Source organism: Bacillus sp. 37MA, assembly GCF_000372765.1.
Taxonomy (GTDB): Bacteria; Bacillota; Bacilli; order Bacillales; family Domibacillaceae; genus Domibacillus; species Domibacillus aminovorans.
In genome coordinates this window covers 3,170,708-3,185,062 of sequence record NZ_KB889752.1, presented here as the reverse complement: position 1 = coordinate 3,185,062, position 14,355 = coordinate 3,170,708, and the positions used below count along the sequence as shown (strand labels likewise).

15 protein-coding genes, 1 tRNA gene, 1 rRNA gene, 1 other RNA gene and 1 other annotated feature are annotated in these 14,355 nt (G+C 42.3%); of the genes, 3 read left to right on the top strand and 15 right to left on the bottom strand.

What is annotated here, in order from left to right; genetic code table 11:
- Nucleotides 1–274: 274 nt before the first annotated feature.
- From A3M5_RS23270 to tadA, 7 genes are all read right to left on the bottom strand, one after another.
- A complete protein-coding gene (locus A3M5_RS23270) occupies nt 275–475 on the bottom strand; it encodes a pro-sigmaK processing inhibitor BofA family protein (protein WP_018395077.1) in 201 nt (66 codons plus the stop codon).
- Nucleotides 476–512: 37 nt separating this feature from the next.
- On the bottom strand, nt 513–731 hold the full coding sequence (locus A3M5_RS0117430; RefSeq protein ID WP_018395076.1) for a YaaL family protein: 219 nt from the start codon (nt 729–731) through the stop codon (nt 513–515).
- A gap of 11 nt (nt 732–742) precedes the next feature.
- Complete coding sequence (gene recR, locus A3M5_RS0117425; RefSeq protein WP_018395075.1) at nt 743–1,339, bottom strand: recombination mediator RecR; 597 nt, start codon at nt 1,337–1,339, stop codon at nt 743–745.
- A 17-nt stretch (nt 1,340–1,356) separates the two neighbouring features.
- Nucleotides 1,357–1,668: a YbaB/EbfC family nucleoid-associated protein gene (locus A3M5_RS0117420; protein WP_034299556.1), complete on the bottom strand. Its 312-nt coding sequence runs from the start codon at nt 1,666–1,668 to the stop codon at nt 1,357–1,359.
- A gap of 24 nt (nt 1,669–1,692) precedes the next feature.
- Nucleotides 1,693–3,414 carry a DNA polymerase III subunit gamma/tau gene (gene dnaX, locus A3M5_RS0117415; RefSeq protein WP_018395073.1) on the bottom strand — a complete coding sequence of 574 codons (1,722 nt, stop codon included), beginning with the start codon at nt 3,412–3,414 and terminating at the stop codon, nt 1,693–1,695.
- 116 nt (nt 3,415–3,530) lie between these two features.
- An RNA gene (gene ffs / locus A3M5_RS24110) (signal recognition particle sRNA large type) lies at nt 3,531–3,795 on the bottom strand.
- Between the two features lie 45 nt (nt 3,796–3,840).
- The gene (gene tadA, locus A3M5_RS0117410) at nt 3,841–4,317 is read right to left on the bottom strand and encodes a tRNA adenosine(34) deaminase TadA (protein WP_018395072.1); all 477 of its coding nucleotides are present in this window, start codon (nt 4,315–4,317) and stop codon (nt 3,841–3,843) included.
- A 58-nt stretch (nt 4,318–4,375) separates the two neighbouring features.
- On the opposite strand from tadA, the gene A3M5_RS0117405 reads away from it, so the two are divergent.
- Nucleotides 4,376–4,933, top strand: a complete 558-nt coding sequence (locus tag A3M5_RS0117405; RefSeq protein WP_018395071.1) for a cysteine hydrolase family protein — start codon at nt 4,376–4,378, stop codon at nt 4,931–4,933.
- 47 nt (nt 4,934–4,980) lie between these two features.
- Nucleotides 4,981–6,267, top strand: a complete 1,287-nt coding sequence (locus A3M5_RS0117400; RefSeq protein WP_018395070.1) for a glycoside hydrolase family 18 protein — start codon at nt 4,981–4,983, stop codon at nt 6,265–6,267.
- Nucleotides 6,268–6,334: 67 nt separating this feature from the next.
- Here the strand turns inward: A3M5_RS0117400 and A3M5_RS0117395 are convergent.
- The 6 genes from A3M5_RS0117395 to A3M5_RS0117370 all read right to left on the bottom strand — a co-directional run bounded on the left by A3M5_RS0117395 (nt 6,335) and on the right by A3M5_RS0117370 (nt 11,769).
- A tRNA-Ser gene (locus tag A3M5_RS0117395) sits at nt 6,335–6,427 on the bottom strand.
- A gap of 73 nt (nt 6,428–6,500) precedes the next feature.
- Entirely contained in the window at nt 6,501–7,037 is a 537-nt protein-coding gene (gene ssuE, locus A3M5_RS0117390; protein ID WP_026221790.1) for an NADPH-dependent FMN reductase, read from the bottom strand.
- Nucleotides 7,038–7,268: 231 nt separating this feature from the next.
- Entirely contained in the window at nt 7,269–8,549 is a 1,281-nt protein-coding gene (serS, locus tag A3M5_RS0117385) for a serine--tRNA ligase (protein WP_018395068.1), read from the bottom strand.
- A gap of 44 nt (nt 8,550–8,593) precedes the next feature.
- Nucleotides 8,594–8,814, bottom strand: a binding site (T-box leader).
- A gap of 32 nt (nt 8,815–8,846) precedes the next feature.
- Nucleotides 8,847–9,440, bottom strand: a complete 594-nt coding sequence (pdxT, locus tag A3M5_RS0117380) for a pyridoxal 5'-phosphate synthase glutaminase subunit PdxT (RefSeq protein WP_018395067.1) — start codon at nt 9,438–9,440, stop codon at nt 8,847–8,849.
- Complete coding sequence (gene pdxS / locus A3M5_RS0117375; RefSeq protein WP_018395066.1) at nt 9,440–10,321, bottom strand: pyridoxal 5'-phosphate synthase lyase subunit PdxS; 882 nt, start codon at nt 10,319–10,321, stop codon at nt 9,440–9,442. Before pdxS ends, pdxT begins: the two co-directional genes overlap by 1 nt.
- A 107-nt stretch (nt 10,322–10,428) precedes the next feature.
- Nucleotides 10,429–11,769, bottom strand: coding sequence for a serine hydrolase (locus tag A3M5_RS0117370; protein WP_018395065.1), 1,341 nt, complete (start codon nt 11,767–11,769; stop codon nt 10,429–10,431).
- 117 nt (nt 11,770–11,886) lie between these two features.
- On the opposite strand from A3M5_RS0117370, the gene A3M5_RS0117365 reads away from it, so the two are divergent.
- The gene (locus A3M5_RS0117365) at nt 11,887–12,450 is read left to right on the top strand and encodes a GNAT family N-acetyltransferase (protein ID WP_018395064.1); all 564 of its coding nucleotides are present in this window, start codon (nt 11,887–11,889) and stop codon (nt 12,448–12,450) included.
- Nucleotides 12,451–12,495: 45 nt separating this feature from the next.
- Here A3M5_RS0117365 and guaB read toward each other — a convergent pair whose 3' ends face one another.
- Both guaB and rrf read right to left on the bottom strand, forming a co-directional pair.
- Nucleotides 12,496–13,959: an IMP dehydrogenase gene (guaB, locus tag A3M5_RS0117360; RefSeq protein WP_018395063.1), complete on the bottom strand. Its 1,464-nt coding sequence runs from the start codon at nt 13,957–13,959 to the stop codon at nt 12,496–12,498.
- 275 nt (nt 13,960–14,234) lie between these two features.
- Nucleotides 14,235–14,350: ribosomal RNA gene (rrf, locus tag A3M5_RS0117355) — 5S ribosomal RNA — on the bottom strand.
- Between the last annotated feature and the right edge of the window lie 5 nt (nt 14,351–14,355).

The following is a 14,355-nucleotide window of genomic DNA, read 5'->3' as shown; positions in this document are numbered from 1 at the left end:
CTCTCCAAAAAGTGTTTGACTTGCTCATTTGTTTATCTGCAGATGACAGGCATCTACCAGATAAGATTTAAAACTAAAACGTTGACGTTTTTATTGATTTTGTTCAGTTTTCAATGTTCAATCTACTTTTTTTATAGACATTAACCATTATATCGTTCTTAATTTTAAATGTCAATAAACCTTTATATCTTTTTTAATGTTGTTTTTCGCTTTTCAGCAGCAACGTTTACTAATATAACACTATGTAATGAGCACGTCAACATTTTTTGCTTTTTTATTTGAAAATATAAATTTGAATAGCTGCCAGCATACAAATGCCTGGCAGCCCGAGAAAACCTGCTATCAATGCTGTCGTGATGTTCATTGGAATATGCAATCCAGCATGGTTAACCAATACATTCATTATATATAGAGAAAAGGCACCTATAATCATTTTTTTACAAACCTGTGCTGCAAACAATAGTATCTGCCTCATTCATTATCACACTCCCTTATTATCTTATGGGAGCTCTTTATTCTTTTATGCGTATATGACGTTTTTTTGCTTCTTTGAAAAGGAAAAAGTATTTCGCCTGTGCTGCTTTCGTCTGTGCCTCCAGCTCATCGTTTTGTTCAAAACTAAGTCGGAGCAGTTCCCGGTGTTGAAACCATTCTTTTTGAGACCGATTGAGCAATTCAATCAATTTCTCATCGTACGTTTCGTTTATCTTTTGTTTTTTTCGAAAAAACATGTTGAATCCTCCTATAGCTCGCGGCGGCCTTCGATCGCTTTAGACAGTGTCACTTCATCTGCATACTCAAGATCACCGCCAACTGGCAGACCATGAGCAATACGAGTTGTGCGGATACCAGATGGTTTTAAGAGACGAGAAATATACATAGCAGTCGCTTCCCCTTCGATATTTGGATTTGTCGCCAGAATGACTTCTTTGATCGTCTCATCCTGTAGACGCTTCAAGAGATCAGGTACATTGATGTCTTCTGGTCCGATTCCTTCCATTGGAGAGATAACACCGTTTAACACATGGTACAGACCATTATATTCTTTCATTTTCTCCATCGCGATGACGTCTTTTGGATCTTGTACAACACAGATTATACTCCGGTCACGCCGCTCATCCTTACAAATTATACACGGATCCTGATCGGTAATATGGCCACAGACAGAACAATAACCGAGATCACGTTTTGCATTAACGAGCGCTTTAGCAAAATCGAGCACGTCTTCTTCTTTCATATTTAACACAAAAAAAGCCAGGCGAGCCGCAGTTTTCGGCCCAATGCCCGGCAGTTTCATGAAGCTGTCGATCAATTTTGTAATTGGTTCAGGATAGTACATCCCTAATTGCCTCCTTTTTAGAAAGGAAGGTTCATCCCTTTCGTAAACTGTCCCATCCTCTGATTTGTTTCGTTATCAACTTTTTTCAATGCATCATTGACTGCCGCTAGAATGAGATCTTGCAACATATCAATGTCTTCTGGGTCAACAACTTCTTCTTTGATTTGTACATCAACAATTTCTTTTTGTCCCGAAATGCTAATCTTCACCATTCCACCGCCAGACGAACCTTCAAATTTCTTTTCCGCTAGTTCTTCCTGTGCTTCCTGCATTTGCTTCTGCATTTTCTGCATTTGTTTCATCATATTTTGCATATTTCCGCCACGCATCATGTTCATCATCCTCCATGTAATTTAGTCTTTAATTTCAAGAAACTTTTCACCGACAAGCTTCAACGCTTCCGAAACAAGCGGATCCTCTTCTTCTTCCTGTACATCACTGTTAGGTGAGTCAACAGGAAGTATATACACGCCATCTTCTTTTTGTTTTTTCAAAAAAGAACGACGTATTTCAAGCCATGACTCTTCTGGCACGACAAGAGGACGGTACGGTTTTCCTGTCAGCTCATTTAAAATTGTCGAAATGGAATCCATAAACGCTTTATTATCTGAAGCCATTTGACAATGAATTTCATATTTAAATTTTAACACAAATGAGTCGTTTGAAGCAGCTACTGGTTCTGCATCGTTTAAAAGAGCAGCCTGCGAGCGCATTTGGCGCTCATTTAAGTAGCCAATCATACTACCCCAGCGGCTTTTAATATTTTGGATATCCTGCTTTGTCGCCTCCAACAAAACTTTCTCAACTTGCGGCACAGCTACTTTAAATTGAGCACCCGAACGGGCTGGTTTTTTTGTGGTTGGACGTACTGCTTCCGGCTCCATTGTAACTGTCGGACGGCTTTTCAACTCTTGCACTTCCCGCTCAAGCCTGTTTACTTTTTCAAGTAGCCCCTCCATTCCCGGTACAGACACTATCGATTCGTCCCTTACATTCATCCTGCACATCTTCACAAGCGCCACTTCAAGGTAGATACGGGCATGATTTGTAAATTTCATATCCTGCTGCGTTTTATTTAGTGTGGCAATATATTCATAGATCGCCTGCTCAGAAAATTGACCGGCCATTTCAACAAACTCTGCATCAGCCATCGTCCGTTCAAGTGACTCTTCGAGATCTGGTGCCATTTTATATAGAAGCATATCACGGAAATACAAGATAAAATCTTCTATAAAGCGGATAGGGTCTTTACCTTCCATAAGGAGACCATGAAGCGTCTGCACCGTTCCCGCCGCTTGCTGTTCATGGACGAACTTGGCAATAGCATTCAGCTTTTCTTGGCCAACTGTACCGGTTACAGTGAGCGCGTCTTCTTCCGTCAATTGGTCGCGGCTGTAAGAAACCGCCTGATCAAGAAGACTAAGCGCATCCCTCATTCCACCTTCTGCTGCACGAGAAATAATCGGCAGCGCTGCTTCCTCGAATGCTGTACCGGTTTCATTTAAAATAAGTTTCATCCGTCCTGTAATCGCCTGTGCAGTAATTCGTTTAAAATCAAACCGCTGACAACGAGAAATAATCGTTAATGGAATTTTATGAGGTTCCGTTGTTGCCAAAATAAACATGACGTGCCTAGGGGGTTCTTCAAGTGTTTTTAAAAGGGCATTAAAGGCACCTGTTGAAAGCATATGCACTTCATCAATAATATACACTTTATACCGGACAGAACCTGGAGCATATTTTACTTTATCACGAATATCACGAATTTCATCGACCCCATTGTTTGAAGCCGCATCAATTTCAATTACGTCTTGAATTGATCCGTCAGAAATACCGCGGCAAGATGCACATTCATTGCATGGTTCAGCTGCCGGACCATTTTCACAGTTGACCGCTTTTGCCAAAATTTTAGCCGCACTCGTTTTCCCTGTACCGCGCGGACCAGAAAATAAGTAAGCATGTGAGATTTTATCTTGAAGGAGAGCATTTTGAAGCGTTTTCGTTATGTGCTCCTGCCCAACGACATCTGCAAAATTTTGCGGCCGCCATACACGGTATAATGCCTGATAACTCATTGTCTTCCTCCTCCACATTCCTTGCTCTATTATAAACGAACGTACACACCTTTACTATTAAAAGAAGCAACAAAAAAGACATCCGGCAAGCCGGACATCTTTTTTCATTATGTATACCGTGCACCTTCTGTCGACTGCTAATCATAAGCGTTACTTAAGCAGTTAGCTCAGCCCAGGCTCCCCCACGGCACATGAGAAAGTCCACTTAATGCTGCTTCCTTCCGGACCTGACATGGTTCATGGGTTCTCATTGCGCAGGACCCGGGCGTCAACGCCACTTACAAAAGGCAGACCCTACAATTAAACAGCCTCGAGAAGGAATTCAGTCCCGCTAGAGCGGATTGCGGATACAGGGCACCGCTACCTCCCCACTTAGCACGGTAAAGATAATTATACTACCCAGCGCGGCAAAAAGCAATGATTGTATTATTCCATCTTTTGTTTCTTTTCTTTTTTCCTTTGACGCAAGTTTCGGAAGAAAGTTGTCAGCAGCATCCCGCATTCTCCCGCCAAAACGCCAGATACAACATCACAGCGATGATTAAATCGGCTGTCATCAAGTAAGTTCATCAATGTGCCCGCGCATCCCGCTTTCGGATCGACAGCTCCATACACGACTCGGTCAATACGCGATAATAAAATAGCTCCGCTGCACATCGGACACGGCTCCAATGTGGCGTAAAGTGTCGTCTCTTCCAATCGCCATGATCCCACGGCTTCACATGCTTTTTCAATGGCTAAAAGTTCTGCATGAGTAACAGCGTTTTTCGTCGTTTCCCGTAAATTATGGGCAGACGCGATGACTTCATTGTTTTTTACAATAACCGCTCCAATCGGCACTTCGCCGAGTTGCTCTGCCTTCTTTGCTTCTTCTATTGCTAGTTTCATAAAAAATTCATCCATTTTTCATGATCCTTTCCGTCAAAATTCGGGTAATACTATGGAACAGGGAGGTTTAAACATGAAGAAAAAATTCGCCTTGATTATTGTCGATATGATCAATGATTTTAATTTTCCAAAAGGCAGGCAATTAGCCGAATTCACATACAATATCGTTCCATCTATTTTAACGCTAAAAAAGTATTGTCAGTCGAATAATATACCCGTCGTTTATGTGAATGATCATTATAAGTTATGGAAAGCTGATATAGGTCTTATTATCGATCATACTCAAAATGACTTGAGCGCTCCTATTATACAGCAAATAAAACCGGATCATAGTGATTATTTCCTCATTAAACCGAAACATTCCGCTTTTTATCAGACCGCTTTAAACACACTGCTCCAAGAACTCGATACAAAGGCAGTCATCGTAACCGGTGTGGCCGGAAATATATGTGTTTTTTTCACAGCGAACGATGCGTATATGCGCGAATTTAACGTATATGTCCCGAAAGATGCGACCGCATCTGAACGCCCTGAATTTAATGAATATGCACTTAAAATGATGGAGACCGTTTTAGGTGCAGATATTCGATCTGTCTGTGAATTAATCAATGTACTAAAACAGCAGGCATAAATAACGCGTTTTCTTTGTACAAATAGTACAGAGAGGGGGATACGTTTTTGCATATTTATGTGGTCAAAAGCGGCGATACGTTATTTCAAATCGCAAGACGATATGGAACGACTTCACAGACGATCAGCCAGGCAAATGAATTGCCAAACCCCGATCGTCTTGTCGTCGGTCAGGCTCTCGTCATTCCAGTGTCCGGAAATTTTTATGTCGTTGTTGCCGGCGACAGTCTTTGGAGTATTTCCCAAAAATACGGAATAAAGGTAGAGGATCTGACACGATTAAATGGTTTGTCACAATCTGCTCCGTTGCAAATTGGAAGAGAGCTGCGTATTCCAATGGCACCGAAAACACGGGCAGAATTCACGGGCTATATTCAACCTTCTGCCTCCGGTTATTCCACAGCGCTTTTAAACAGCGCTCGCACAGCCGCTCCTCATTTAACGTATTTCGCGCCGGTCAGTTTTAACGCAAAACGAGATGGTACATTAGAAGAACCTGCGATTCAGCCGTTGCAGCCAGTCGCCGAACAGAATGGTGTTGTCTTCATGATGGATATCACCAATCAAGAAAACGACCAGTTCAGCGACGAGCTTGGCCACATCTTATTAAATGATGAAAAAGTACAGCAAACTCTTTTGGACAACATAAGCCGTATCGCCCGTCAGTTTAACTTCAGTGACATTCATTTTGACTTTGAATATTTACGCCCAGAAGACCGCGAAGCATACAATCGTTTTCTACGCCGGGCAACAGAGCGGTTCCATCGGGAAGGGAAAACAGTATCAACAGCGCTCGCGCCGAAAACAAGTGCAGATCAGCCGGGAATGTGGTATGAAGCGCACGATTATAAAGCACACGGAGAAATTGTCGACTTTAGTGTCATTATGACATATGAATGGGGATACAGTGGCGGGCCGCCAATGGCCGTATCACCAATCGGTCCTGTTCGTAACGTGTTAACATTTGCCTCAAGCGTAATGCCCGCGTCAAAAATTGTGATGGGGCAAAATCTATACGGATATGACTGGACTCTTCCATTTCAGCCTGGCAATCCGCCCGCCCGTGCAATCAGCCCACAGGAAGCGATCCGTCTTGCTGTTCGTTACAATGCGTCCATCCGCTATGATCGTGTAGCTCAAGCACCGTACATTGACTACACAGATGAAAACGGACGTCTTCATAAAGTGTGGTTTGAAGATGCCCGTTCAATTGATGCAAAGTTTTCACTATTAAAAGAATTGAAACTGCGCGGAATGGCCTACTGGAAAATTGGTCTGTCCTTTCCACAAAATTGGCTGCTGTTGTCCGACCGATTTACCGTTATTAAAAAATAAAAAGAACGTCCATCTGGACTATTCCAGATGGACGTTCGTATCTCTAATTATATACTTGTATTAGTAATGGAGGAGGGAAGGGGATTCGAACCCCTGCGGGATTTGACTCCCCTGTCGGTTTTCAAGACCGATCCCTTCAGCCGGACTTGGGTATCCCTCCGTATCGACAAGATTTAATTTATCATAAAACAAATAAACCCGTCAATACATTTCCTAAATCTTTTTATAGATTTTTAAGAATGTCGTTTCGCCTTTTCCTTAACTGTGTTCAGGACACGGTCAAGTCGTTCATCCGCTTCTGAGGAGATCAAGTATTGATTATTCTCTGTATACTCAATTTGTGTATCAAGCACATATGCACCGCTTAATATATCCGTTGCACCAAGCGCCGACAACACCGGTTTCAATGCATAATCAATGACGAGCAAGTGACCAAATGAGCCGCCTAGAACGAGTGGCAAAACGGTTTTGCCTTCCAGCCCTTTTTGCGGAAGCAAATCGAGATATGTTTTTAAAATACCAGTGTAGGCTGCTTTGTAAACAGGTGTTAGTACTACCACAACTTGTGCGGATTCCACTTTTGCATTCGCTTCAATTATCGCTTCACTTTTGAAATTTGCTTTAATTAAATCATCCGCTGGTAACTCATGTACGTAAATCGTGTCTGATGAAAAGCCTTCCTTTCCGAAAAAATGTTCCACTTTATCAAGAATTCCTTTTAATCTGGATTGGTTACTGTTTCCTCCATAGATAATGACTGCTTTCGTCATAATTCCCACCCTTTCTTCTCCATTAAATTTGATCAAAAAAAGCACACACCATTAAAAGAAACAGTGTGTACTTTCAGTTGTCTGATCAGTAACGTTACAGTATATACTTTTGTTATAACCGGTATACTCTATACCCGATTATTCCTATAAATATTATCATATATACTCTTTTGTCTTTCGTCAACCTTTTTTTAAAGATTGGATAGGCAAAACAGGCTATCCAAAGAATAATTATTTTTTTGTAATGCGCTCTTTACCACCCATATATGGACGAAGCACTTCTGGAATGATAACACTGCCATCTTCCTGCTGATAATTTTCAATAATCGCGGCGAACGTCCGGCCAATCGCAAGACCAGAGCCATTTAACGTATGCACATGTTCCGGTTTGCCTGTTTTTTCACGACGGAATCGAATATTCGCACGACGCGCTTGGAACCCTTCAAAGTTTGAACAAGAAGAAATTTCACGGTACGTATTATAGCTTGGAAGCCATACTTCGATATCATATTTTTTCGCTGCTGTAAAACCGAGATCCGCTGAACACATGTTTAGCACACGGTATGGAAGTCCAAGCAATTGAAGTACTTTTTCCGCGTGGCCTGTTAATTTTTCAAGCTCCGCATAAGAATCTTCTGGTTTTACAAAACGTACCATTTCAACTTTATTAAACTGATGCTGGCGAATTAATCCGCGTGTGTCCCGTCCTGCAGATCCTGCTTCAGAGCGGAAATTTGCACTATATGCGGCATAACTAATTGGCAGATCGTCTGCATTTAAAATTTCGTCGCGGTGATAGTTCGTCACCGGCACTTCTGCTGTCGGAATTAAGAAATAATCTTCCGTTTCAACTCGGAACGCATCTTCTTCAAATTTCGGCAGCTGTCCTGTACCTGTCATGCTTGCCCGATTGACCATGTAAGGAGGCATCATTTCTGTGTAACCATGCTCTTCTGTATGCAAGTCAAGCATAAAACTAATCAATGCGCGTTCAAGCTTTGAACCTGCCCCTTTGTAAAATGTGAAGCGGCTTCCTGTCACTTTGCCCGCGCGTTCAAAATCTAAAATATCAAGATCTGTCGCGACATCCCAGTGCGGTTTCGCTTCAAAATTAAACTCACGGATATCTCCATGACGGCGTACTTCGACGTTATCATCTTCTGATTCACCGGCTGGTACACTTTCGTGCGGAATGTTCGGCATGTTGAGAAGAAGGCTCTCAAGCTTTTCTTCCGTTTCTCGAAGCTCTGTATCAAATGCTTTAATTTTTTCGCCAACTTCACGCATTTCGACGATCAATGAATCCGCATCCTGTTTTTCTCTTTTTAAGCGGGCGACTTCCTGTGATACACTGTTTCGCTTGCTTTTTAATTCTTCCGTCTGTCCGAGCAGATCCCGTCGTCTTTGATCCAGCGCTTCAAAGTCTTCAAACGCACTCATATCTTCGCCTCTAAATTTTAATCGTTCTTTCACTTCTACAAAATTCGAACGCAAATACTTCATATCCAGCATATACAATTCCTCCTTTTAAAAATAAAAAAACTCCCGCCCCTAATAAAAGGGACGGAAGTTTATATTCCGCGTTACCACCCAGATTGAAAGCACACTGCTTTCCTCTCAACTTCGTTTTAACGGCCTGCGCCGGAAAATGCCTACTCTTATTAAGTTCAGCACTCCGCTCCAGAATGGATTCACATGTTTTTCACACCGGTTTGCACCATCCACCGGCTCTCTTTTAGAAAAAAAGCATGCTACTCGTTTCCTTCATCGCGTTTCACTATTCAATTTATGTCTAATTTACACTATTTTTCACGAATTCGCAAGTGACGCTTTTGACGCTTTTGCCATGTCAATAAAGTAACGGGCAATCCGATGATCATCTGTCAGTTCAGGATGAAATGAACAACCGAGATAATGGCGATCTCGCGCTGCGACGATACGGCCATCGCACTCCGCCAATACTTCTGTCCCAACACCTACTGATACGATATGAGGGGCACGGATGAAAACTGCATTGTAATCATCCGCTATATCTTTAATAAACAACTCTGCTTCAAAGCTTTCTTTTTGACGACCGAACGAATTGCGTTCTACCGTAATATTCATTAACCCTAAATGTGACTGATCGTAGCCTACAATGTCGCTTGCAAGCAAAATAAGTCCCGCGCATGTACCAAACATCGGCCTGCCAGATTCTCCAAACGAGCGTAGTGGCTCCATAAATCCGTACCGGTCAATCAAGCGGCGCATTGTCGTACTTTCACCGCCTGGCAAAATCAACCCATCCAGCTCATCAAGCTGTTCCGGCCATTTGACCACAACCGCTTCCGCTCCGTTTTCTTCAATCGAGCGAACGTGTTCACGAACAGCACCCTGCAGTCCTAAAACACCAATTTTCATCATTACCAGCCGCGCTCCTGCATGCGTTGTTCTGGCGCGATTTTAGATATTTCGATTCCTTTCATTGGCTCACCAAGTTCTTTCGATAGTTCTGCAATTAATTTGTAATCCTGGTAATGAGTTGTCGCTTCCACAATCGCACGCGCAAATTTTGCTGGGTTGTCTGATTTGAAAATACCAGAGCCAACAAACACGCCGTCTGCACCAAGCTCCATCATCAACGCCGCATCAGCCGGTGTTGCAATTCCGCCTGCCGCGAAGTTTACGACTGGAAGCTTGCCTTCTTTTTTAATTTGCAAAAGCACTTCAAATGGTGCACCGAGTAATTTCGCTTCTGTCATAATTTCATCATCGTTCATATGAACAAGCTTGCGTACTTGCGCATTCACTTTGCGCATATGACGAACTGCTTCAACAATATTTCCTGTACCAGGCTCACCCTTCGTTCGAAGCATTGAAGCACCTTCACCAATACGGCGTGCTGCTTCACCAAGATCGCGGCATCCACAAACGAATGGTACTGTGTATTCACTTTTCAACAAATGATATTCTTCATCCGCTGGAGTTAATACTTCACTTTCGTCTAAGTAATCAACACCCATCGCCTCAAGTACACGTGCTTCGACAATATGACCGATACGTGCTTTCGCCATAACTGGAATGGTCACAGCGTTCATCACTTCTTCTACAATGCGCGGATCTGCCATGCGGGCAACGCCGCCTGCTGCACGAATATCAGAAGGTACGCGCTCAAGTGCCATAACGGCTACTGCGCCTGCTTCTTCCGCAATTTTCGCCTGTTCTGCATTGACAACGTCCATAATAACGCCGCCTTTTTGCATTTCAGCCATTCCCCGTTTAACGCGATCTGTTCCAGTGTTCATTGATAATTCCTCCTAGTGTTAACGAAAAAATATGATTTTTTATAAATTTCATAAATCATACTAAACACGAAAAATCACCTTCTGTCAATAGCAGAAGGTGATTTTTATTAAAACCAACCAGTTACTTTATCAACGATCCAGTTCCATCCACTGGCAATCCCGCCGCCAATCGCACGCATTGAAAGAGTAAACCAGTTAGCCTTTTCTACTTTTTCAACTGTCTCTAATTGTGCCTGACCGGCTGCTTTTAAAAATGAAACTGCTTTTCCTTGATCATCTTTCACTACAACAGAACCAACCACTTTTCCCTTTTCAACAGGTGCTGTCAGCTTTCCATTTTCATCTAAATCCGAACTATTCAGCACTACATTTACTTTATATTTCGTTTTTGAACCTTTTTGCACCCAAATTGCAATATCTGACTTCGTTTGAATCGTTACTTCTTTCTCTTTTCCTTTTTGAACGGGCAATGTTTCATTACCTTTTACTTGATTTCCAGCTGCTACAATCTCTTTTCGTTCAAACTGACCAAATCCGTAATCAAGTAATTTCTTCATTTCCACGAAGCGGGCATTGTACGTTCCTTCCCCATTAGCACTTGTCGCATCCATGACAACCGCGATCAGCTTTTGGCCATTTCGCTCAGCTGTACCTGTAAAACAGTAGCCGGCAAAATCAGTCGTGCCTGTTTTCAAACCTGTCATGCCTTCATACTCAAAAACAAGTGATGGGAGCATCCAGTTCCAATTTTCCATCGCAATCTCGTCGTCCGTGCCTTCACGGAATTTCTTTTTTGGTATGCCTGCTGTTTCTAGCACTTCCGGATAATCTTTCATTAAACGATAGGCAAGTGTTGCGACATCGCGGCCAGACATCATATTTTCATCCGTTTCTCCGCCTGTTGAATGATGACCTTTTAAATCTTTATTGTTCAAGCCAGTCGCATTCACAAATTTATATTGTTCTAAACCGAGTTCTTTCGCTTTTTCATTCATCTTTTTGACAAACTCTGCTTCAGATCCGGCAATTTTTTCAGCGATTGCAATTGTTGCGGCATTCGCAGAATAAATCGTCATTGCCTCATACAATTCTTGCATGTTATATGTTTCATCTGCACGCAGCGGCACATTTGAAAGACTGCGATCTTGCGAAACGGTATATACATAATCAGATACTTGATATGTATCGTCAAAGCCGATTTTTCCTTCTTTTACTGCTTCAAGGAGCAAATACTCGGTCATCATTTTCGACATACTTGCTACACCAAGAAGCTTATTTCCATTCTTTTCGTATAAAATCTGTCCGGTGTCCGCATCAATTAAAATGGCCGCTGAAGCGTTCACATCAAAAGCCGCATTTACTTTCATTCCACCTGGCGTTAACAAACTAATTAACAACATTACGCTCAAAAAAGCAGTGCCAATCCGATACCCATTTCTCTTTTTCAAACTAAAAACCCCTCCATCTGTTATGTCACACTTTCGTTATTGTACCATACATTTTCAATGGAAAAACAGACGCGAAACGACCTAGATGTCTTATAATAAAACGTGGAGGTGTACAAGATGAAAACATTTGTAAGAAAAGCTGTACCAGGAGACGCTTCTTTCTCTGTATCGCTCATTTTAGAGGCAATCGGAGACATTGCATACCGACTGACCGGAGAGACAAATAAGCAGGCGGCTGAGACCGCGTTAATGAAACTATTTATACGCAGTGACAACCGCCATTCATATCGTTACACATATATTGCAGAACAAAGTGGAACTCCAGCGGGTATTCTCGTTCTATATTTTGGAACAGATGCGATTGAGTTGGATTTAAACTTATCTAGCTGGTTGAACGAAAAGAAAGGGATCAGAATTACTCTCGATAGGGAAGCTCATCTAGATGAATGGTATATCGATACAGTCTGCGTTCATCCTGATTTTCGAGGTTCTGGCATTGGCACGGCACTTCTTACATACGCAGAGTATATAGCGGCGGAGCATGGGGGTAGCAAACTTTCGCTGAATGTCGAAACGAAAAAGGAAGCCGCAATCCGCCTATATGAACGGAATGGCTTCTCTATTACGCAGCCATGGACTATTATCGGTGAGTCTTTTCATCACATGGTAAAATACCTATGACTATGAACAAAAAGACACCTGTCCGCTCCGGACAGGTGTCTTATCTTATACTGAATAGTTTGGTGCTTCTTTCGTAATTTGAACGTCATGTGGATGGCTTTCACGAAGACCGGCACCCGTCATGCGGATAAACTGGCCGTCTTCACGAAGTGCATCAATGTCTTTCGTTCCGCAGTAACCCATACCTGAACGAAGTCCACCTGTTAATTGATACAATGTATCTGAAAGCGGACCTTTGTAAGGGATACGGCCTTCAATACCTTCTGGGACGAATTTTTTCGCATCTTCCTGGAAATAACGATCTTTGGATCCTTTTTCCATCGCACTCACAGAACCCATACCACGATATACTTTAAAACGACGTCCCTGGAAGATTTCTGTTGCGCCTGGGCTTTCCGTCGTACCAGCAAGAAGACTTCCAAGCATAACAGCAGTTCCGCCTGCCGCGATTGCTTTAACGATGTCACCGGAATACTTAATTCCTCCATCTGCAATGATGGCTTTTCCATATTTACGTGCTTCTGTTGCACAATCATATATCGCGGTAATTTGCGGTACACCGACCCCTGCTACCACACGTGTCGTACAAATGGAACCAGGACCAATTCCCACTTTCACAACGTCTACGCCTGCTTCAAACAGTGCACGCGTTGCTTCTCCAGTCGCTACATTACCAGCAATAATGTTCAATTCAGGGTAGGCGGAACGAATATCTTTTACCGTTTCAATAACGCCTGTCGAATGACCATGCGCTGTATCCACCACAATGACGTCTACCTGTGACTTTACAAGCTGTTCAACACGTTTCATCGTATCGCCTGTTACACCAACAGCAGCACCCACAAGAAGGCGTCCCTGAGCGTCTTTAGCTGAATTAGGAAACTCGATAACTTTTTCAATGTCTTTAATCGTAATCAGGCCTTTTAATACACCCTGTTCGTTAATAAGTGGGAGCTTTTCAATTTTGTACTTTTGAAGAATTTGTTCTGCTTCTTGAAGTGTTGTACCAACAGGAGCCGTAACAAGATTTTCTTTTGTCATAACGTCTGTAATCAAAATTGAATAATCTTGAATAAAACGCAGGTCACGATTTGTTAAAATTCCAACAAGCTTTTGCTCTTCTTGACTATTCACAATTGGCACACCTGAAATACGGTATTTGCCCATTAAATGTTCAGCATCAAACACTTGATGTTCCGGTGTCAGAAAGAATGGATCACTAATAACGCCGCTTTCAGAACGCTTTACTTTATCTACCTGTTCCGCCTGCTGCTCAATACTCATGTTTTTGTGAATAATTCCTAGACCGCCTTGACGTGCCATTGAAATCGCCATATCTCCTTCTGTTACTGTGTCCATACCAGCACTAATCATCGGGATATTCAATTTCAAACTTGGCGTAAGTTCCACCTTCAACGATACATCTTTAGGAAGCACCTCTGATTTAGCTGGTACAAGCAATACATCATCAAACGTTAACCCTTCTTTTTTAAACTTATCTTCCCACATATTTAAGCCTCCCTGACCGAAAAATATTATTAGTAGGTTATCAATTGAACGGGTATACTGTCAAGGTTCAAGCTATATGTTAGATTTTTCGGAATGTTCATACTTAAATCCGAACATTAAAAGTAAACGCTTTATCACTGCATTCATGAAACAAATTCCTTCTATAACAAATATCCCACAATAGCTTTTCACGATATTTTCTGTCCCCATTATAATGCCCTAAAGAAAAAACGCCAACAAAAAAGACAACTTAAATCATTAAGTTGTCTTAACATGCCAGGCGGCGTCCTGCTCTCACAGGGGGAAACCCCCAACTACCATCGGCGCTGAAGAGCTTAACTGCCGTGTTCGGGATGGGAACGGGTGTGACCTCTTCGCTAATGCCACCTGACTATG